The 19,574-nt window shown below is 68.9% G+C and carries 18 protein-coding genes; 10 read left to right on the forward strand and 8 right to left on the reverse strand.

The features are described 5' to 3' along the window. The 3 genes from ABZ923_RS31620 to eccE form a co-directional block, all read right to left on the reverse strand. On the reverse strand, positions 1-1,381 hold a 1,381-nt coding region (locus ABZ923_RS31620; RefSeq protein ID WP_361478481.1), incomplete at its 3' end, for an SCO5717 family growth-regulating ATPase. 300 nt (positions 1,382-1,681) lie between these two features. Further along, positions 1,682-2,431 (reverse strand): hypothetical protein, encoded by a 750-nt coding sequence (locus ABZ923_RS31625; RefSeq protein WP_361478484.1) that lies wholly within the window; start codon positions 2,429-2,431, stop codon positions 1,682-1,684. Beyond that, complete coding sequence (gene eccE / locus ABZ923_RS31630) at positions 2,431-3,792, reverse strand: type VII secretion protein EccE (RefSeq protein WP_361478487.1); 1,362 nt, start codon at positions 3,790-3,792, stop codon at positions 2,431-2,433. Before eccE ends, ABZ923_RS31625 begins: the two co-directional genes overlap by 1 nt. A gap of 206 nt (positions 3,793-3,998) precedes the next feature. On the opposite strand from eccE, the gene eccB reads away from it, so the two are divergent. Both eccB and mycP read left to right on the forward strand, forming a co-directional pair. Next, entirely contained in the window at positions 3,999-5,522 is a 1,524-nt protein-coding gene (gene eccB, locus ABZ923_RS31635; protein ID WP_361478490.1) for a type VII secretion protein EccB, read from the forward strand. A gap of 24 nt (positions 5,523-5,546) precedes the next feature. Then, a complete protein-coding gene (gene mycP, locus ABZ923_RS31640) occupies positions 5,547-6,824 on the forward strand; it encodes a type VII secretion-associated serine protease mycosin (RefSeq protein ID WP_361478492.1) in 1,278 nt (425 codons plus the stop codon). Positions 6,825-6,927: 103 nt separating this feature from the next. Here the strand turns inward: mycP and ABZ923_RS31645 are convergent, their stop codons facing one another. Continuing rightward, positions 6,928-7,281, reverse strand: coding sequence for a DUF4333 domain-containing protein (locus ABZ923_RS31645; RefSeq protein ID WP_361478495.1), 354 nt, complete (start codon positions 7,279-7,281; stop codon positions 6,928-6,930). Between the two features lie 314 nt (positions 7,282-7,595). Here ABZ923_RS31645 and ABZ923_RS31650 point away from each other — a divergent pair, with 314 nt between their 5' ends. The 3 genes from ABZ923_RS31650 to ABZ923_RS31660 are packed head-to-tail and all read left to right on the forward strand — an operon-like array spanning position 7,596 to position 9,773. Next, the gene (locus ABZ923_RS31650; RefSeq protein ID WP_361478498.1) at positions 7,596-7,901 is read left to right on the forward strand and encodes a hypothetical protein; all 306 of its coding nucleotides are present in this window, start codon (positions 7,596-7,598) and stop codon (positions 7,899-7,901) included. Positions 7,902-7,932: 31 nt separating this feature from the next. Then, the gene (locus ABZ923_RS31655; protein ID WP_361478501.1) at positions 7,933-9,225 is read left to right on the forward strand and encodes a putative T7SS-secreted protein; all 1,293 of its coding nucleotides are present in this window, start codon (positions 7,933-7,935) and stop codon (positions 9,223-9,225) included. Between the two features lie 35 nt (positions 9,226-9,260). Then, the gene (locus ABZ923_RS31660) at positions 9,261-9,773 is read left to right on the forward strand and encodes a hypothetical protein (RefSeq protein WP_361478504.1); all 513 of its coding nucleotides are present in this window, start codon (positions 9,261-9,263) and stop codon (positions 9,771-9,773) included. 61 nt (positions 9,774-9,834) lie between these two features. Here ABZ923_RS31660 and ABZ923_RS31665 read toward each other — a convergent pair whose 3' ends face one another. The 4 genes from ABZ923_RS31665 to ABZ923_RS31680 form a co-directional block, all read right to left on the reverse strand. After that, on the reverse strand, positions 9,835-10,551 hold the full coding sequence (locus ABZ923_RS31665) for a hypothetical protein (RefSeq protein ID WP_361478506.1): 717 nt from the start codon (positions 10,549-10,551) through the stop codon (positions 9,835-9,837). 71 nt (positions 10,552-10,622) lie between these two features. Beyond that, on the reverse strand, positions 10,623-11,300 hold the full coding sequence (locus tag ABZ923_RS31670; RefSeq protein WP_361478509.1) for a hypothetical protein: 678 nt from the start codon (positions 11,298-11,300) through the stop codon (positions 10,623-10,625). Between the two features lie 73 nt (positions 11,301-11,373). Further along, positions 11,374-13,596, reverse strand: coding sequence for a DUF6571 family protein (locus ABZ923_RS31675; protein WP_361478512.1), 2,223 nt, complete (start codon positions 13,594-13,596; stop codon positions 11,374-11,376). Between the two features lie 26 nt (positions 13,597-13,622). Further along, positions 13,623-14,099, reverse strand: coding sequence for a hypothetical protein (locus tag ABZ923_RS31680; protein ID WP_361478515.1), 477 nt, complete (start codon positions 14,097-14,099; stop codon positions 13,623-13,625). A gap of 787 nt (positions 14,100-14,886) precedes the next feature. Here ABZ923_RS31680 and ABZ923_RS31685 point away from each other — a divergent pair. From ABZ923_RS31685 to ABZ923_RS31705, 5 genes are all read left to right on the forward strand, one after another. Further along, positions 14,887-15,297, forward strand: a complete 411-nt coding sequence (locus ABZ923_RS31685) for a hypothetical protein (RefSeq protein WP_361478518.1) — start codon at positions 14,887-14,889, stop codon at positions 15,295-15,297. A gap of 2 nt (positions 15,298-15,299) precedes the next feature. Beyond that, positions 15,300-17,051, forward strand: a complete 1,752-nt coding sequence (locus ABZ923_RS31690) for a hypothetical protein (protein WP_361478521.1) — start codon at positions 15,300-15,302, stop codon at positions 17,049-17,051. 24 nt (positions 17,052-17,075) lie between these two features. Further along, entirely contained in the window at positions 17,076-18,380 is a 1,305-nt protein-coding gene (locus ABZ923_RS31695; RefSeq protein ID WP_361478524.1) for a S8 family serine peptidase, read from the forward strand. A 127-nt stretch (positions 18,381-18,507) separates the two neighbouring features. After that, positions 18,508-18,852, forward strand: a complete 345-nt coding sequence (locus tag ABZ923_RS31700) for a hypothetical protein (RefSeq protein ID WP_353758776.1) — start codon at positions 18,508-18,510, stop codon at positions 18,850-18,852. Between the two features lie 74 nt (positions 18,853-18,926). Beyond that, complete coding sequence (locus tag ABZ923_RS31705) at positions 18,927-19,226, forward strand: WXG100 family type VII secretion target (protein ID WP_361478527.1); 300 nt, start codon at positions 18,927-18,929, stop codon at positions 19,224-19,226. The last annotated feature ends 348 nt before the right edge of the window (positions 19,227-19,574 follow it).

Below are 19,574 nucleotides of genomic sequence, written 5' to 3' on the forward strand. Positions count from 1 at the left end.
GGACGCCGTCCTGAGGCGCGCTGGGCTGAGGCGTGCCGGGCTGGGGTGCGCCGGGCTCGGGGGCGCCGGGCGGCGGGAAGCCGTAGCCACCGGGCTGCTGGGGTGCGTCGCCGGTGGCGCTGCCGGCCGGGCTGCCGTCCTGAGGCGCGCTGGGCTGAGGCGTGCCGGGCTGGGGTGCGCCGGGCTCGGGGGCGCCGGGCGGCGGGAAGCCGTAGCCACCGGGCTGCTGGTGTGCGTCGCCGGAGGCGCTGCCGGCCGGGCTGCCGTCCTGAGGCGTGCCGGGCTGGGGCACGCTGCTCGGGGCCACGGCGTCCGCCGGCTCCGGTGCGTCGGAGACCTGCACGGCCTCGGCGGCATCCTCGGGCGCCTCGGGACGCACGGCGTCGGTGCCACCCTCCTCGGCGTCGGTGGCACCCGGGGTGCCCGACCCCTCGGAGGACGCCTGCTCGTCCCCGTCGGCAACGGAACCGTCCGATCCGGCAGCCTCCGCCACCGCGCCCTCCGACGAGACGGCTTCGCCGCCGGCACCGGACGCGTCCGACGCCCCGGCGGAACCCTCAGCACCGGCGGAATCATCGGCCTCGGCGGAACCCGCGGCCCCAGCAGAACCCACCCCGGCCCCGGCGGAGCCGTCCGCACCGGACGAGGCCCCCGAGGCATCCCCCGCGCCCTCGTCACCTACCGCAGCCGCGCCCTCGTTCACCGCCGCAACCACGCCCTCGTCCCCCGTCGCAGCCGTGCCCTCTCCGGGGCCGTCGCCCTCGGACGGGGCCGGTGCCCCGGCGGCTGCCGTGCGCTCGGCGATCTCGGCCATCTGGCGCTTCAGGGCGACGGCGGAGAACCGCATGGTCGCCCCGCTCTCCAGGTCCCCGTTGTCCGTCTCCGGCTCGACCACGGGGGGCGCGGCCGGCGCCTCCTGCGGGGCGGTCGGGGGCTGCTGCGGTTCGAAGCCCTCGGGCAGCCGAGGCACGGGCACGGGCTCACCGGCCGGCGGCGCGGGCTGCGCGACCGGGGGAGCGTACGAGGCCCCGTGCGGCGGAGTGAACGACGCGCCCTGCGCCGGACCGTACGGAGTTCCCTGCGGCGGGGTGCCCGCCGGCGGTGGCGGCGTCTGCCCCGGCACGGGCGAGCCCGCGGGGAAGGGCACCCCCGGAGCGGCAGGAGCGCCCGAGTCCCCGGCGGCACCGGCGAAACCGCCCGCACCACCGGCGCCGACGGCACCGCCCTGGCCCCCGGCCGTGCCGGACGCGTTCTGCGTGTACCAGGCGGGGGGAGCGTAGTCGATGGTGAACTCGCCGGTGGTCTCGACGGCCTCCGCGTCGGGCTGGTCATCGCCGGGTGTGTCCCAGCCCCCGCGGATCCCGTCCCGATCGCTGCTCACAGTTCCTCCTGGTGTGGTCGAGCACCCTCATGCCGTGCCGGGGCGACCATGTCGTGTCGTACCGAGTCGTCCGTAGTCGTCGGGCGGTCCGATGCACCGGCCCTCCCCCAGGGACACCGACGCCCGGCTCACGGGTCCTGCCATCGCGCCCGCTCCCAGCCTAATCACCAAGAGCCACACCTCGGCAGGCCCGTCCGCCTCTCCGCGCCCGCCCACCAGGTCACCGCGGGCCCGGAAACACCCCGCCCGTCCCGCACAGCCGCCACGACAGCGTGAACAAAAGGGACAGGTAAGGGCAGTTCAGTCCATCCGGCGGGGCGTGCCCAACAATCCGATCTCGGCGTCGGTGGGTTGGGTCAGCACGTACTGCCGGTCACGGTCGGTGCACCACAGGGTGACACCGTCGGGCAGTGCCGGCAGCGACTCCACCTCGGTCCGCGACAGCCCCATCGTGCGCCCCAGTTCGGCCGCCTCGTCCGGCGAGACCCGCTGGATACCGGCGAGCCGCGCCTGCCGCAGCAGCCGGGGCGCGACCGGGCTGAGATACGGCAGCAGGGTCAGCACCGACTGCCAGGGCCCGGACACCACCCGCCCGCGCGGCGGCCGCATACCGCAGTCCCGCACCACCAGCACCGGCGTCCCCGCGGAAGCCCCCTGCGGCGGCACCCGCCCCACGTCGTACACGGACAACCCGTTCTGCCCGCCACCCATGGCATGCACCATCTGCATCCACGCCTGCGGCCGCCCGGTCTCCACGGCGACCCGCGCCCCGGTGGCGGCGGAACGCAGTGCCATGACCTGCGCCGTCCACAGACCGCCGATGAGCACCATGTCGTACGCCGTGGGGCGGTTGACGCCGAGCACGGCGGGCTGGCCCTCGCTGTTGACGCCGACCACCACTCCGTCGTCGCCGATGGGCAGGGTGAGCGTGTCCGCCTGCTCCACGGGCAGCGCGTGCCGCGGATGGCGGGGGCCGAGCAGACCGAAGCCGGTGCGCAGCCGCTCACCGAGGCCCGGAGCCGACGGCGTGGGCGTTGTCGTCGTGGCCATCAGCGGGCACCTCCGAGCGGCAGGGTGGCGAGAACGCCGGGGAGCTGTTCCCGGTCCAGGCGCGCGAGTCCGGTCCGTGCCTGCTGCGCCGCACGCTCCAGATCGCGCCGTGCGTCGGTCAGTTCCTGCTTGCTACGACCGGTGATCCGCACATGACCGGTGATCGTCACGTCCTGCTGCGCACCCTTGGCCAGGGTGAGGCTGAACGTCGTCGCCAGCGCGGGAACCGCGGTCAGCTGAGCCACCAACTGGGCCAGCGAGCCGCCGGATCCGCCGAGCTGGGGCCAGCGGCGCACCCAGTAGGTGGTGTGCCGGCGGTTGTCACAGCGCCAGCTGCGGCTGGACTCCTCGGTCCGGCGCTGCGGCGCCTCGCCCCGCCCGGCCTGGGCCGTCACCATCGGGTTGGCGCACGCGGACGTGGCGATCGCGGCCGTCAGCTCCTCCTCGGTGAGCACACTCGCCCGGAACCCGGCGCCGGTCAGCCGGCTCGACAGGTGCTCGGCGGAGCGTGCCAGGCACTTCTGCGCCCCCAGGAGTCCGCCACCGCGCGCGGCCACCGCCTCCGGGCACAGCTCGGGGTCGAGCTTCAGCGCGATCCAGGTGATGCGGACCGCCGGGGAGCCGGTCTGGGCCTGCAGCGGTGCGTAGTTGCTGACCACGACCGACTGCTGGGGCAGGTGCAGCGCGGGCGCGGGCTGGGTGTGCACCACGATCTGCGCCGACTCCAGCCGAATGCCGTCGACTTCCAGCACGTCTCGGACGAGGGCTATCGGCAGCGGTCGCCGGCCGCGCTCCGCGCGCAGAGCGTCGACGTCCGACTCCACCTGGAGCACCGCGGTGAGGAAGCCGCCGTCGCCCACCATGCCGATCGGCCGCTGGTCGCGGTCGTCGCCGCGGTGGTGGCTGAACGTACGCAGGGTCGGGTCGCACTCCACCGCGGGCGCGAGACCGGAGTCGGTCCCCGGCGGGACCGGTGTGCTCGCGGCCCGCCGTATCCGGGCCCGCATGGCCAGCAGGGTGCCGAGCCACTCCGGCAGGGAGCGCCCGCGGCGCCGTACGACGGCGAGCACCAGGAGGACCACGGCGAAGGGGGCGGTGGCGATCAGCCCGACCGTGCCGAGCAGCCACCCACACAGGACGAGCCCGCCGGCGATCTCCAGCAGCACCAGCCGCTGCACCGCGAACGAACCGCCGCGGCCCGAACGGGACTCCAGCCGCGGCGCGAAGGCGCCCTGGTAGGGCGTGGGCGCCTGCTGGGCGTCGCCCGGCAGGGAGGAAGAGCCGCGGGCGCCCGACCGGCGCGCGCCACCCGATCGTGACCCCGATTGCGATCGCGACCGGGTCCGCGTTGCGGAAGCCATCACTTCAAAACCCCCGAACTCTCCCGAAAACCCTTGCGCTCCGGTCCCTTCAAGCCCTGAGCACCCTACCCGTGCCACCAGCACGTCCACGCAACAGGCATAGTAGGGGCCGGGTCTGACAGTCGAGGCACCAGAGGCAACCGAGGGCGGGGGACGGATCTTCACAGGTCCCCCACGGCTCCGCAACGGGGAGAGAGCGGACACAGATGGCATCACGGCGGGACGAACTCAACGCCTACACCTTCGCGAAGCGCCGCACGCTCGCGTCCTTCCTGCAGCCTTCCCCCTCCGGCTCGGAGGAGGGCGCCCCCAAGCCGCTGGGCGCACTGGTCCCCGGCCTCGTCGTCGGCGTCGTGATCCTCGCGGTGTTCGGTGCGATCGGCATGTTCAGCCCCACGGCACCCAAGGGCTGGGACACACCCGAGGAACACGTCATCGTCGCCAGCAAGTCGACCACCCGGTACGTCGTCCTGAAGACGGGCAAGCAGAAGCAGCTCCACCCGGTCCTCAACATGGCCTCGGCCAAGCTGCTCCTGGACCCCAGCAAGGCCAGCGTCATCACGGTGGACGAGAAGGTCCTCGACAGCGGCAAGCCTCCGCACGGCGCCACCATCGGGATCCCGTACGCCCCCGACCGCCTGCCCTCCCCGGAAGAGGCCGAGGCCGCCAAGCGCTGGGCGGTCTGCGAGCGGCCCGGCGACGGCGGCCGGGCCATCCAGAAGGCGGCGTTCGTCCTCGCGCAGAAGGAATGGTCCAAGACGGAAGGGCCCGACAGGCTCACCCACGGCGACCTGATGTACGTCGTCGGACCGGACGGCAAGACCCAGTACGTCGTCGACGCGCGGGGCACCGCCTACCAGATCGCTGATCCGGGTGACAAGGAACTCCTCAAGGCCCTCGACACCCAGGGCCGCGCACCGCAGCGCGTTTCCCAGCAGTGGCTCGCCACCCTGCGCAAGGGGGACCCGATCGCCATCCCGAGGATCGACGGCACCCCCGGGACCAAGGCAGGCGCCGGGATCATGCCCGCCCAGTACGACAAGGTCGGCGAGGTCATCAAGGCGTACGACGGCCAGGTGCTGCGGTACTACGTCGTCCTGCGGGGCAAGGTGGCCCGCGTCTCCGAGTTCACGGCCACGCTCCTGCTCAACAGCGGCCAGCTGCTCGACGTCGGCCAGGCAGGTGAGGCCCAGCAGGTCAGCCCCGGCGCCGTCGCCGACAGCACGACCTTCGACGAGGACAAGAACTGGCCGGCGTACAAGCCGAGGACGGTGAACGACGGCTCCAGCGCCACCAGCGGCCGCAACACCGTCTGCAACGTGCTGCGGTCCGTCGGCGGCAAGGGGAAGACCACCCTGTCCACCTGGGTCGGCAAGGACTTCCCCGCCCAGCTCCCCACCGGTTCCTCCAGCGCCTACGTCACCCCCGGCTCCGGCCAGCTCTACCGCCAGTTCCAGGGCACGGAGACCACCGCCGGCGGCGTCTTCCTGGTCACCGACACGGGCCTGCGCTACGCCCTGCAGTCCAACAGCGACAGCGCCACCAAGGACAAGGGCATCGGCACCTCCGCCAAGAAGCGCAAGGAGGAGCTGGCCGAGGCCAAGATCGCGCAGACCCGTCTCGGTTACGAGAAGCTGACGCCCACGCCCATCCCCCTGGAATGGTCGACCTTCCTGCCGACGGGCCCGCGCCTGTCGGAGGCGGCGGCGCGACAGCCGCAGGGCTCGTAGCGGTCGGCGGAGGAGAACGAACTCATGCTGAAGGCAAGGACGTCGGGGGCCGGGACGCGTACGGCCGTCGTGGCCGCCGCGGTGGCCCTCACCGCGACGACCAGCGTGTTCGCCCTGCCCGCTGCCCCGGCCCGGGCGGACGACGGCCAGTGCACGTTCCCGTCGAAGCCCTACGCGGGCCGGCCGTGGGCGCTGCAGCGCGTCAACCTGGACGAGCTGTGGGCGCAGTCCACGGGCAAGAACGTCCAAGTGGCCGTGATCGACACCGGAGTGGATGTCAAGAACCCGCAGCTCACCAAGGCCGTGAACGCGACGAAGGGCAGGAACCTGCTGCCCGACAAGAACCGCAAGGGCGAGAAGATAGACCGCGGCAACAAGTCGGGCACCACCGACACGGTCGGCCACGGCACCCGCGTGGCAGGCATCATCGCGGCCCGCCCGACGAAGGGCACGGGCTTCGTGGGCCTGGCCCCGGATGCCACGATCATCCCGATCAAGCAGAACGACGCGGAAGGCGACGGTACGGCGAGCACTCTGGCCGACGCGATCAAGTACGCGGTCCAGGCGGGCGCCGACGTCATCAACATCTCCCAGGACACCTCCGAGCCGCTCGACCCCAAGGACTCGACCCTGAAGAACGCCGTCGACTACGCCTTGGGCCGCAAGGTCGTCGTCGTGGCCTCGGCCGGCAACGACGGCCTGGGCGGCAACGACAAGGCCACGTACCCGGCGTCGTACGAGGGCGTGCTGGCGGTGGCGGCCTCCGACCGCAACAACGAACGGGCGGCCTTCTCACAGTCGGGAGATTTCGTGGACGTCGCGGCTCCCGGCGTCGACATGATCTCCACGGTCCCGGGCAACGGCCACTGCTCGGACAACGGTACGAGCTTCTCGGCGCCCTATGTGGCGGGCGTGGCCGCCCTGTTGAAGTCCAAGTACCCCGACTGGACGGCCCAGGAGGTCGCCGCCCAGATCGAACAGACCGCGGAGCGCTCGATCCCAGGGCACGACAAGCTGGTCGGCTGGGGCGTCGTGGACCCCGTGAAGGCCCTCACGGACGTGGACCCGGCGCACCCCCTCCAGTCCGCCCGCCCCGAGAACGGCATGGTCAGGGGCGAGGCCCCGTCGGTCACACCCCTGCACTTCGGCGAGACGGCCGAGGAACGCGACAGCCGGCTGGCGACCTACACGGTGGTGGGCGGCCTGGTCCTGGTGGCGGGACTGGCCGGCACCGCGGTGGCGGTCCGGGATGCGCGCCGCAGGCGCGGCGGACGGGCGCACGGCGGCCCACGGACGTCCTGACCACGGGTTCCCGTCCCCGGAAACCAGAGACACACGAAGGCGGCGGTGCCACCGAGGCACCGCCGCCGTACGTCCCGCCCTCCACCCGCGCCGCGGGCCGGCGTCAGTTCGCGGGCGGGGAAGCCTTGTCGTCGGCCTTGATGCCGAAGTTGATCTGATTCCCCTCCACGGAGGAAACGGTCACCGTCACCCCCAGCGTGCTGCCGTCGTCCGCGGTGAGCGTGCAGCGGGTGGTGGTGCCGACCTTGCCCGCGAGGTCCTCCGGACAGGTGATGCGCGGCTTCGGCCGGCCCGTCTGGGCGGCGAGCTTCTCGGAAACCGTGGTCGCCAGTTTGTCCGCAGACAGCGTCGGCTTCGACTTCTCCACGGTGACCGAGCCCGAGCAGCCGGCGAGCAGCACGCCGGCGGCAACGGCCGTGAATCCCCGAGCTGTTGCGGACAGGCGGGCTGTGGTCATTGTGGGCTCCATTGCAGATGATCGGTGAGAACGCCCGAAGCATACCGGCAGGGGTTATCCGGCTTGCCAGTGGAGGAGTTCCATGAATTCTTCACTCCGACTGCCGGCGGCCTTCACTCTTTCGAAGGCCGGGCGGATCTTTTGAATCCATCGGAACGCAGGGCGTATGAGTGCGCGGATGGTCGTGCCCGGCAGGAGTTGTGTGGGGGCGGTGAGCTGGCGTTTAGTGGTGCGGAGTTGGTGCTAGCGTGGCCTGGTCATTCGCCAAATCACAGGTGTGCAGGCGGCATTGGAAGAAGAGGGATGGGCATCTCGTGTCGGCTGATCTGGGAGTGGGGCCGGGAGTCCTCAAGAAAGGCGCTTCGGACATTCTCGAACTCCTCACGCCGGTCGAGAAGGTGGACATGAAGGGGCCGTCCGAGCAAGGTGATGCGCTCGGAGACGATTCGGCGGCCTCGGCATTGGTCACGTTCTGCGCCACGTGGGAGTTGGGTGCCGAGTTTCTCGCCGACTGCGCGGCGACCCTGGCGGGCGGGCTGAACTCCGCCAACAACGACTACACGGAGACGGACGCCGCCATCCGTGACGCGGTGAACTCGGTCAAGTCGGACCTGAGTTGAAGACTGGGTTAGAGACAGGAAAACCGAATCCATGGCAACCGAGCTGGGGTCGACGACCGACCCCAAGGAGCTCGTCCCGGGAGATCCCGGAAAGCTGACCGAGCTCGCCACCACACTCACCGGCTGGTCCAGGAAGTTCGGCAAGATCGGCGACGGTCTGCGCGACCTGAAGATCCCGGGCTGGAAGGGTGAGGCCAGCGAGGCCTTCTGGCCCACCTTGGCCAAGGAGAGGGCCAACTGGTACCGCGCGTCCGACGCGATGTCGGGAGCGGCCACGGCGATCACCTCGTACTCGTCCACGCTGGGATGGGCGCAGAAACAGGCCTCGACGGCGATCGAGCAGTGGAAGTCCGGGGACCACGAGGCGGCGGAAGCGACGCTGAAGGCCGCGCACAAGCAGCTCAAGCCCGAACTGGAGAAGCTGACCAAGAAGCTCGACGACCTCGCGGGCGGTGCCGCGCACAGCCCCGGCTGGCTCGCGGATGCCAGACAGCGGGTTGACGACTGGAAGTGGGTCCAGGACCACGGGGTCGGCAAGACCACTCAGAACCGGTGGAAGTGGGAGACGGAGCACTGGTTGCCGAAGGGCGACGGCTTCCACCGCACCGACAAGGTCTGGGGAAAGGACGAGAACGGCAACTGGTTCGTCCGGGACAAGCCTGCCCAACCGGGTGAGGAAGAGGGCGCCGCACCGGGCAGGAAGACCAATCTGACGGTCAAGCTGGCCGAGTGGCAGGGCGGCGCCAGTGCGTGGTCCGACGGCACCAAGGGTGAGACGTCCTTCTTGGGCGACGGCAAGATGAAGGGCTCGCTCGGCGTCTCCGCGCTCGGAGTCGACGGAACGGCCGGTGCGAGCATCACCAACGGCCGGCTGCAGGCCGGACTGTCGGGAAGCGCGTACCTGGCACAGGCTTCCGCCAACGGCAGCGCGGAGTACGGCATGGCCGCGGGTCAGGCCGAGGCGAAGGCCTATGCGGGTGCCGAGGCCTCCGCCACGGTGGGCGTCGGCAAGGACGGGGTGCACGCCGGAGCGGAGGCGTTCGCGGGGGCCAAGGCCACCGGGTCGGTCTCCGCCGACGTCGGCGGTGTCGGCGCCGGTGTCGGCGGCGAGGCCTGGGCGGGCGTGGGCGCCTCCGCCAACGCGGACCTCGGCATGAAGGACGGCAAGTTCACCATAGGCGGCGAGCTCGGAGCCGGCCTGGGCGTCGGCGGCAAGGTCTCCTTCGACGTCACGGTCGATCCGGCCAAGATGGTCGATTCGGCCGGTGACGCGGCCGACTGGGTGGGCGACACCTGGGACGACACGGTCGGTAGCTGGTTCTAGGCTGAACTGACGCACATCAAGGAAGTGAGTTCCCCATGACGGCCACGTTGCCGGTCAAGATCTCGTTCTCGTTGCCGGAGGGCTGGCAGGCCGCCCCGCCGGACGAGGTGGGAGCACCCGGCGTCGCCTTCGTCGCACTCCATCCCGCCTCCGTCGACGGGTTCACCGCGAACATCACCATCGCGGGCCGGATGCGCAACGACAGTGCCACCATGTGGCAGATCGCCGACGAGTCGGTGCGGCGGCTGGAGCAGGCAGGAACCGTCGAGGTCATCAAGAAGGCCGAAGTGGGGACCCCGGACATCCCGGGCCTGACGGACTCCCCGGGGGTGGCGCAGAACCTCCGCCTCCACACCACCCTGAAGGGGGAACCGCTGGAACTGCTCCAGAGCCAGGTGTACCTCGGCATGGAGGACGTCAGGAACCCGGCCAAGCGCGCGGTCCTCGAATTCGTGCTCACCGCGAAGCCGACACAGCTCGCCCAGGTGATCGACGACTTCAAGGCCTTCCTGCGGACGGTACGGCCGGCCGAGGAAAACCCTGCCTGAACGACAGAATGCCCCTTTCCCCGACGAGCACCTGCCTCGGGGAAAGGGGCACTGTCATTGTTCAGGCAGCCACCCAGGCCTCTTCCGGGATCCTGTCCAGGATGTCGCACAGGTAGTTCAACTTCTCCTCGACGGCCTGCGGCGACAGCGTGCCCCGGTACCACGTGAACAGTTCGTCGTCACGCAGCTGGAGCGGGGACTTCTCGGTCTGGAGGTCGGACAGCAGATAGGGCACCACTGCGCGGCCCAGGACGTTCCGGACGAATTCCTCGTCCTCCGTGACGACCCGGAAGTCGCGATCGAATTCCGGCACGCCGAGCTGCATCTTGGGCCTTCGGTCGAACAGCGTGTCCAGCAGCCTCGGACGGAGTATCTGCGTGAACGGCCCGGAGCCGGGTGCCGTGACGATGAACACCGCCTCGATGGTGGGCTGCTTGCGTTCCCCCACATCGGCGCCGGACGCGACATTCATAGAGCGGTACTCGAAGCACTTGAAGGCGCGACCGCGGAATTCGCCCGTGGTGTAGTGCCAGGCGCGCAGATTGCTTCCGCGGCCGGGAAAGGGGCGCACGCCACAGTACTGGTCGATCCGCCCCTGCACGCGAGGCTCGTACGTCCAGCCACGTTCCGGAGCGATCCGGGCAAGCTGCGCGTAATCCTCCCGGACGCGCGCATCCTTCTTGCGCCCGCGCGCGGACACGGTGAACACGAGGGTGAACACGCCCGCGATGAAGGCGAACAGCAACACCAACACCAGAATCCCAGCCCATTGCTCCATGGCCCCAGATTATGGCGGACCTGGACGCCCCCGTGAATCTGGCCTTCCGCTTGAGGGGGGACCCGGGCGAGTCACACCGCGTAGCCGGGCCAGTTGACCTCGGTGATCGAAGGCGCCGAAGCCGGGAGACGGGTGTCGTTCTTGCAGCCGGCCTGTTCGGCGACATCCCGCGCCAGCTGAAGCGTGATCTCCACGCCCACCTTGCGCGCCTCGGCCGCGGACAGGCCGCTTCCCTTCATCGGCCGCGCCAGGACATCGACCTTGATGTATCGGTCGCGCTTCATGTAGGAGGGCGCGTCGGCAGGAAGGTCGGCGGTGCACTCGAAGAACACCACCTGCGAGGCCCTGAGGTAGTACGCGAGGACACCCATGTCCATCCGGGTGCGCGGCTCGTCCCCCCGCGCGTCGGCCGTCGGGAGCTCTTTGACGGGAAGGGCGTCGTGGTTCCAGGCGATGTCCACGTCGAGAACCGTGTCCAGCGAGCTCCCACTGCGTGCCTCGTACTGGCAGTGACTCGGATAGTGCTCATCGACCACCCGGAAGGCCTCCTGCTCGTGCAGCAGTTTGCTGCCCGGACCGAGAAGCATCTGCAGGGTGTCCTGATGCGGCGTGCCGTTCCAGCAGGGTTTGGCCGGGGCCTTGAGCGCGGCGGCGTCATCCTCGCCGGACCGGGCCGACCAGACGTAGATACCTGCCCCGAGGACCGCCAGTACCACCACCGCACAGAGCGCTTTCGCCCTGCCGGACATTCTTCCGACGCTCATGTCTTCCCTGCTGGGTCGCTCGTTCTGCCGACATTGTCAACTGCTCATGGTGCGAGAGTCACTTCGGAGGATTGCGCTTGTAGTGATCCTTGGCCTCGCGCTGGAGCTCCTTGCCGTGGTCGAAGCCCTCGCCCGTCTGTTGTGTCACGGCACGGTGCATGTCCGTCGGATCCACACCGTGCGGAGGGCCGGCGACCATGAGCCCGTTCGAAGCCTGGTCGAGGGCGTTCTGCCGGGCGTCGAAGGAGGACTCACCCGCCTTGTGCGCCGTCTCGGCCGAGGTGTTCCGCTCCGCTCCCTCGACCATCTCGCCCACGACGACCTCGGTGACGCCGTTGATGACCTCGCCGGCGATGGGCACGCGTTCGGTGGCCAGACCGACGGTGGAACCGAACGCGGTGTTGAACATGTCCGCGCGCTTCTGCAACGCGTCGTTGTAGTCCTGGTCGCTCTGCTGGCCCTCGGTGACGATCTGGTCGTGCCGGGCTCCGGAGAGGATGCCTTCCACGGTGCCTGTGTTGTAGGCGATGTGCTTCAGGTTCTCGGCCGGGGTTCCCGCGTACTTCTCGGGGTGCGCGGTGGCGTCCTGCATCAGCCCGGCCGAGTAGTTCTCCGCCCCCAGGGTCGCCTCGGCATAGCCGTCCGGGTTCCTGCCGACCGTGTCGAGGAACTCGACGGTGGCGAGCGCACTGGTGAACTTGGTCGGACTGCTGTAAAGATCGTCGAAGTCGTCGGACTGGCTCAGCGTCGAGTTCACCTCGGGCATGTACTCGCCGGCCATCCGGCCGAGGCTGTCGCACATCGTGTCGTCGGCCAGCTTGGGGTTCGCCGCCACCGCGTTGATGACCTGGTCCATGATGTCCCGGCGCTGCTCGGTGTGCTCGGGGTGCGCGCCGACGTCACCGTGATCGTACGGAAGCCCGGACACCGCGGCCTCCAGGGCGTGACCCAGCGCGTCCTTGCCCTGGATCTCGGGATCCTTGGCCGCCAGGGGAGAGGTCATGTCGGGAATCCACTCGCGAGCGCCGTCGCCCTTGCCGTCCGCCCCCATCCCCATCAGGTAGTCCAGATTGGTCATCTGCTTGCCCGGCCCCGCGACATCGGAGTGGAAGAAGTCCGTGGCCGCATCGGGATTGTGGCCATAGGCCTCCAGAAGACCCGTGATCGGGTCCCAGCCACGGCCGCCTTCCTGGTCGGCGTTCAGGCCGAAGTCCTTCATCCCCGCGTAGCTTCCGTCGGGTCGGCCCCAGTCTCCGCCTTCCCGCTCGTACGCGATCATGTCCTTGCCGACCTTGTCGAGGAAGCCCTTCGGGTACTCCCCGTGCCGCAGAAGCGTGCCGAGTACCTGGTATCCCTTGGGCACCATCCGGTTGCCCTGCATCTGCAAGTCGAGATCGCTGCGTCCGACGCGCATGAGTTCGTCGGTCCACTTGTCTCCGAGGCCGGGAGCCGCGGTGGCGAGCGCCGTACCCATGCCGTCCTGGATGCCACGGGCGAGCCGAAGCTGCTCGCCGCCTTCCGCCGTACCGTCGAGCGAGAGCTGGGCCTGGAACCGCAGTGCTCCCTCCTGGCCGAGGCCGCGGTACAGGTCGGTGGCGAACTCCTTGTCGCTCGCGTTGTACTTGATGAGCGTCTGGAGCTCCCGCAGCTCCTCCGTGGAGAGCTGCTTGCCCTCCTTGTAGAGCCGCAGACTCTTCTTGGCCAGCTCCTCGGCCCGCTGTTCCTGAGCGTCGTCGAGCGACGTGTAGTTCTCGTGCCCGAAGTTGAACTCGTCGTTGCCGTGACTCTTGCGCAGCGCCAGGCTCACGGAATCGTCTATCTCCCGAGCGTGCGAGATGATCTCGGCGATGCGGTCGGCGAGCTCCTGAGCCGTGTTCCGCTCGCTCTCGGTGTGGGTGTCGTCGGTGGTGCGGTCGTGCGGGTAGAAGACGTGCACCTTCCCGTCACCCGTATCGCTGACCCTGAGGCCCAGTTGCGGTGCCTCTGTGTGGAGGGCCGTGTTCAGCTTCTTCTGGAGCTCCACCAGCTCGGTGCAGGCGTCGTCGAGAACCCGGTGGATGCTCGATGCCTCGGCATGGGCGTCTCGGAACTCCTTGGCCGTCTTCTGGACGAACTGCCGTGTCACGTCGGCGTTCACGCCGGCCCACTGGGCGCCCTCCGACTTCGCGAGCAACCCCTTCTCAGCTCTCTCTGCGAGCTTGTCGAGGTTGTCGACCATCTTTTTCCAGTGAGCGACGGAGGCCTTCAACTTCCCGAGATTGACCTCTGACAGGTTCGTCATGGTGATGCCGGACACAACAGCCCCCGTTACTTGAAGTACTTGTCGAGCTCCGAGACCGATCTGCCGGACCCGTCCCTGCCTCTGACCTCTGCCGCGATTTGGGCGTCATCGTTCGCGTGCATCTTCTTCGAGAAGTCGAGGTGGTTCGAGATGAGAGCGCAGGCGTCCAGCAGTGACTTGACCTGGCTCGTCCAGATCTCCACGGTCAGGGAAAGGCTGTCTCCCAAGGCGAAATTCGAGTGCGACAACTCCGTCGCGGCCTGCATCGTGGAACCGGACCCGTGCGCGTCCGGCCCCATGCCGGCCACGTCCGCCTGGCTGTGCAGGTCACTGTGCAACGCAAAAGCCTCGTGTCCGACAGCGCCCAAGTCATCCTGCTGGACCACCAGATCCGCCGAACCGCCACCGCCGCCCCCGGGGTCAGGAGCATGGTTCAGCTGCATGCTGGTCGATCTACGCTCGGCTGCTTGGGTCTTGAGCTGTTCCCACTCTTCCCACGCCACCTTGGGCCTCCCCCGTGTACGAACACCAGAACTGGCCAAACCGCAAAGGAACCTAGCCGTGTGGTTTCTGAGCCGCAAGCGGCGACTGCACCGGATGGAGCGCCGGTTCGTGCCTGCCGACCCCTGGCGGTAGTGGCGTCGAATCGACCGTTCCAGGCGCGCTTTACGCGTGGTGACGTGCTGCAACAGTGCAGGTCGGAGTCAATTCGGCAACCGGTGGGAACCGCAGCGCTTATCGCTGCGAAGATCATTTGAGCTGCGGCTCGGTCCATATCGAGCGTGCACATCTGGTCCGTGCTTCTGCCGGCGATGCTTCCGCGGCGGGATCGACCACGGAGGCGTCGAACGATGACAACGCCCTCTGGGGCATGGCCGCGGTCGCCGCGGTCGGCGATGGGGGCGAGGCCGTCGCCCGGGCGCGGGGCGCCAGATCGGGCGTGGAGATTTGATGTAGATCGCATGAGGGTGACGCACTCGTGCTTTCAGGTGTGCTCATCGCTGGCCGACGCCGTCGTGGTGCACGGCGGTGTCGATGTACACGTTCGCTTGCCCCATACCGGCAATTCCGGCGAAGTGTGGCACCTGGGTTGGTGGCGATGTGCAGTCAACACCCCTGGCTGGTTGGACCGGTTGGACGGGTTGACTAGAGTGGTAAACGCGTTGAGAGGCGCGGCTCGCTTTGCGATCGTACGGCGAGTGGTTGGTCGGCCCCCGGTTCCGGGTGGGCCGATGGATGTACGGGGAAACGGGGAGGAGCGTCGTGCTTCCGTCAGACATGGTGGGGGGCGTGTCGGCGACCAGGGCGGCGAACCTGGAGGCCAGTGGCGCTGCGCTGGACAAGTTCGTCGGACAAGTGGACGACGTGCTGAGCGCACTGGAAGGGTCCGCGGGCAACCCGACGAAGGTCAGCGCCCAGACGATCAGGCCTACGTCTCTGACGTCGGGTGGGGAGAGCGAGTTTCCTGAGGCGCACGGTCTGTACAAGCAGTACACCCGGGTCCATCACGAGCTGACGACCCTGTCCAGGACGCTGCACCTGCAGATCGAGGCGATCGGCATCGCGGTAAACGGTGCGCACAAGGGCTTCGACAATCTTGAAGAGGAGCAGCGGCAGCGATTCTGGGCGATCCAGACGCAGGTCAAGAAGCTGCATGACGAGCAGTACGGCAACGACGGGCGAACCGGTACGGGGTACTGACGATGGCGGACAAGAAGCACGAGGAAGACCTGCATCGCGTCTCCCGACAGAACTCCATGGCGGACGTCGTCAGAGGTGTCGAAGACGGTTCGCTCCCGTTCCTCGGCATGGCACGTCCGGTGGTCGAAGCCACCCCGTTCGGGCGGGCTGTCGCCGCCAGGACGGACTTCGACAAGCGCGACCTCGACCTCAACAAGATGATCGACCTGGTCGAGGCGACCGACCCGGAGGACCTCGAGTCCTCCGGCAAGGCTCTGTGGGATGCGCGCGACGCCATCAAGAAGGCCGCCGACGACCTCAAGGCCAACATCGACCAGGTTCCTTGGGTCGGAGTATCGGGCGAGGCCTTCCGTGGCTGGGGTGAGGACCTCGTCACCAATACGCACCACCTGAGCGAGTTCGCCGGAGCGGCGGGCGACCAGATCACCGCTGCCGCGGTGGGTCTCGCGGCCGTGCGTGGTGCCATGCCGGCTCGTGACACCAGGGCGAATCCGAAGCGGCCTGAGGACTTCACACCGGACGAGAAGACCGCGAACGCGAAGGACTACGCCCACGCTGTCACCGTGGAGAAGGACCGCCAAGAGGCGATCAACCAGATGAACCGGTTGTCGTCGTACTACGCGGTCTCCGAAGAGGTGCTGGCGTCCCTGCCAGCCAAGGACAAGACGCCGAACTTCACTTCGATGCCCGACGTGGGCGTGCCTCGGCCGCGGCCCGGCAGCTCGTTCGGGGTTGACCGTCCGGCGTCTGCGACCGGATCGCATTCTGGTACCGGATCGACACCTGCCATCGGTCATCACACGACTGTGGCAGGAGCGGACCATGTCACCCGGCATGTAGTCCCAGGCGACACGTCGCACCGGGTCCCGACAACGGACCCCACCCGCACGATCCCGGTCCCCGAGGAACCTGTTGGCACGCACATCGACAGCACCGGCACGCTTCCTCCGCCCACGACCACGCACACGACCGGCCCCACGCCGCCTGTCACGGGCATGCCTCCGACAAGCGGCGGCCAGCCCGATCCGATGGGTGGCGGCGGCTACCGTGTTCCGCTCCCCAATCCGACGTCAGGTCGAAGCCTGAACGGTTCGGGCGGGTACCGTACCCCTCCCTTCGCTCAGGGCCGCGCGGGTACCACCGGGGTGACCAACCCCACGGGTCCGGGACGCACAGCCGCGCAAGGACCCATGAACCAGATGGGGCGTGCGCAGTCGACGGGGCAACCCGCCGGCAGGAGTACCACTCCGTCCCCGATGGGCCGTGCGGTCAGCGGAGGTACCCCGCGGCCTGGCGGTACGGCGGCGCCCCGGGGCAACACCGCCCCGGTCACCGGCGCCGGTCGCTCCAACGGAGTGGTCGGGGGCCGTCCCACGGCCACCGGCGGTCAGGCGAAGGGCGGAGCGAAGATCCCTCGCGGAACGGTCATCGGTGGGGAGGCGCAGGCCAATTCCCGGCCCGCGACTGGCCGGCTCGGTCAGCGTGGTGTTTTCGGAGCGCCCGAGTCCACGGTGCGCCCCGGCGCGAAGCCGACCGGCTCTCCTGGCTCTCGTACCGGTGCGGGCGCGTCGGAGGCTGTCACGAGCAGGCCTTCTGCGCGTAACTCCGCTGCGGGGGCCGAGCGGAACGGCTTGACGCGTGGTGGTGCCGGCCTCGTACGCGGTGCCGACCACAAGGGGAAGTCCGAGGACACGGACCGAGACACACACCTGCCCGATGAGCCTCGGCGTGATGAGCCGCCGACGGCCAAGTGACCGCGATTGAGGACACGGAAGACGATGAAGTCAGGGATCAGCCGACGAGCCGAGCGGGCGACGCTCCACGGAAAGCGCAGCGGCAGACGAGCGCGCGCTGTCGGCGCGGCCGTCGGCGCCCTGGTGGCCACGACCGTGGGCTTTGCCCCGAGTGCCGCCGCGGACGACGTCCAGTCGAAGCAGTGGTACCTGGGGCCGATGCAGGCCGAACAGATGTGGAAGGCCAGCACGGGCAAGGGCGTCAAGGTCGCTGTCATCGACACCGGCGTCAAGGCGGACACTTCGTCGCTCAAGGGCCAGGTGCTGGCTGACGAGACCCCCAAGTCGGTCGCATACCATGCAACGGTCGACTACAGCGGCCACGGCACCACCATGGCCGAGCTGATCGCGGGCACCGGAGCTGGTGGTGGCCTGAAGGGTCTGGCGCCAGGAGCGAAGATCGTCCCCTATCGGATCGAGCTCGACGACCTCAAGGGTGGGGCGGCAGAGAAGAAGAAGACCCCCGAGCCCGAGGAAGCGATCAGGGCGGCGGCCGACACCGACGCCAAGATCATCAGCATGTCGTTCGGTGAATCAGCGCCTATGCCCAAGCTGGAAGAGGCGATCAAGTACGCGGCCTCGAAGGGCAAGCTGCTGATCGCAGCAGTCGGCAACGAGGGGGAAAAGGCAGGGGACTCCATTGGATACCCGGCGGCTTTCTCGTACGTGGTCGGTGTGGCGGCGTCCGATGAATCCGGCACGGTCTCCAGGTTCTCCTCGTCGGGTAGCTACGTGGACTTCGCGGCACCGGGCCAGGACTTCCCCGGCTGGTGTGACGCGTCCTTCCGCTCGTACTGCGACGACATGAACGGTACGAGTTCGGCAGCGGCGATCACCTCGGCTTCCGCGGCGCTGATCTGGTCGGCGCACCCTGATTGGACGGTGAACCAGGTAACCCGTGCTCTGGTCGACACGGCCGGCCGTAAGTGGGCCAAGAACGACCCGAGCAGGTACCTCGGCTACGGCACCATTCGCCCCCGCCTGGTTCTGGCGAACCCCCGTTTCAACCCTGGCCCTGCGAACGTCGATCCGCTCGCCAAGTGGAACGGCGGAGACCTGTTGGCCAAGTCCGCAACGTCCTCCACGCCCTCTTCTTCTCCCTCCTCCTCCGCATCAACCCCGTCACAAGCCCCGGAAAAGGGTTCTACCGGCGCTACTTCGGCGGCAGGATCGAGCGCGGAGTCGTCGAACGACGACAACACCCTCTGGGTGGTGCTCGGCGCTGTGGCCGCGGTCGTGGTGGTCGGCGGTGGGGGCGTGGCCGTCGCGCGGGCGCGGCGTGCCAGGTGACGTCGGCAGCCGTCTGTAGCCCTGTGCTCTTCGGATAGGGCATGCAGTACGCGCTCGCAGCCGTGGCGCACCGCCCGGCTGCGGGCCGAGACAGTTGGACCAAGAGACAGACACAGAAAGGGCTGAGATGGCCGACAACAAGCAGAAGCTCGAAGATGCCGCAGTAATCCACCTGCAGAAGCAGATGCTGGAGAAGTACGAGGGCATCCGCAAGCGGGTGCACGGACTGCAGGGCGTGATCGACGGCCTGGAGGGCCAGTGGCACGGTATCGGTCGTGCCGCCTTCGACTCCAAGCAGTACGAGATCAACCAGTCGCTGCAGGCCATCGGCGGCATCCTCGGTGACGTCATCGAGGCCATGACCGCGACGCGCAACATCAAGGACAGCAAGGAAGACGAGGTCCGCGCGGCCGTCAACAAGATCGACGTCCGGGACGGCGCTCCCACCGTGTCTCCCCTGAGCTCCTACTGATCCGAGCGGCACTCAGGACTTCTGCCGGGCACCCGGCATCCACAGATACACACCAGTGAGACGAGGTAACAGGTATGGCCAACAACGCTGACGGCCTGTCAGTCACTTATGACGGGCTCGACGTCGCGGCGACGAAGATCGGCAACGAGGCGAGCGAGCTCGAGCGGGACCTCGGGGAGCTGCGCCGGCTGGTCGTGAGCAGCCTGCAGTACTGGGAGGGTCACGCCCAGGACACCTTCAACGAGAAGCTGAACCGCTGGGACAAGGAAGCGAACGACATCCACCAGGCGCTGACCGGTATCGGCCACGTCGTCGCCCAGTCCGGCGGTACGTACATGGAAGGCGACAAGAAGGCGGCCAGCTACTTCCGGTAGGCCGAGGCTCGCGAGAGCGACGAAGCAACCTCAGGGTGGGCGCGCGCGGGAGGCGCCCACCCTGCTGTTGTTTCCGAGCCGTTGAGTCCACGCAGAGGGGGCGCCGGCGGCGTTGGGCCGGCTGGGCAGGCGTGGCATGCGCGTTCCTCCCCTGCGCTTCCACTGCCCGACGCCCTCGCCGTGCTGCACCCTCAGAAGCAGACTCACGAAGCTGACACACGCGGAACTCTCGAGGGGTGCGCGCCGCTGACGTGCGCCGGTACCTGCCCGGCCCCGACTGACTGCCCGCCCGGCCGTCCACGGCGACACCGTGCACCCGAACGGCAGGCCACTCGGGATCCATCGGCT

The organism is Streptomyces sp. NPDC046881, assembly GCF_040645015.1.
GTDB lineage: Bacteria > Actinomycetota > Actinomycetes > Streptomycetales > Streptomycetaceae > Streptomyces.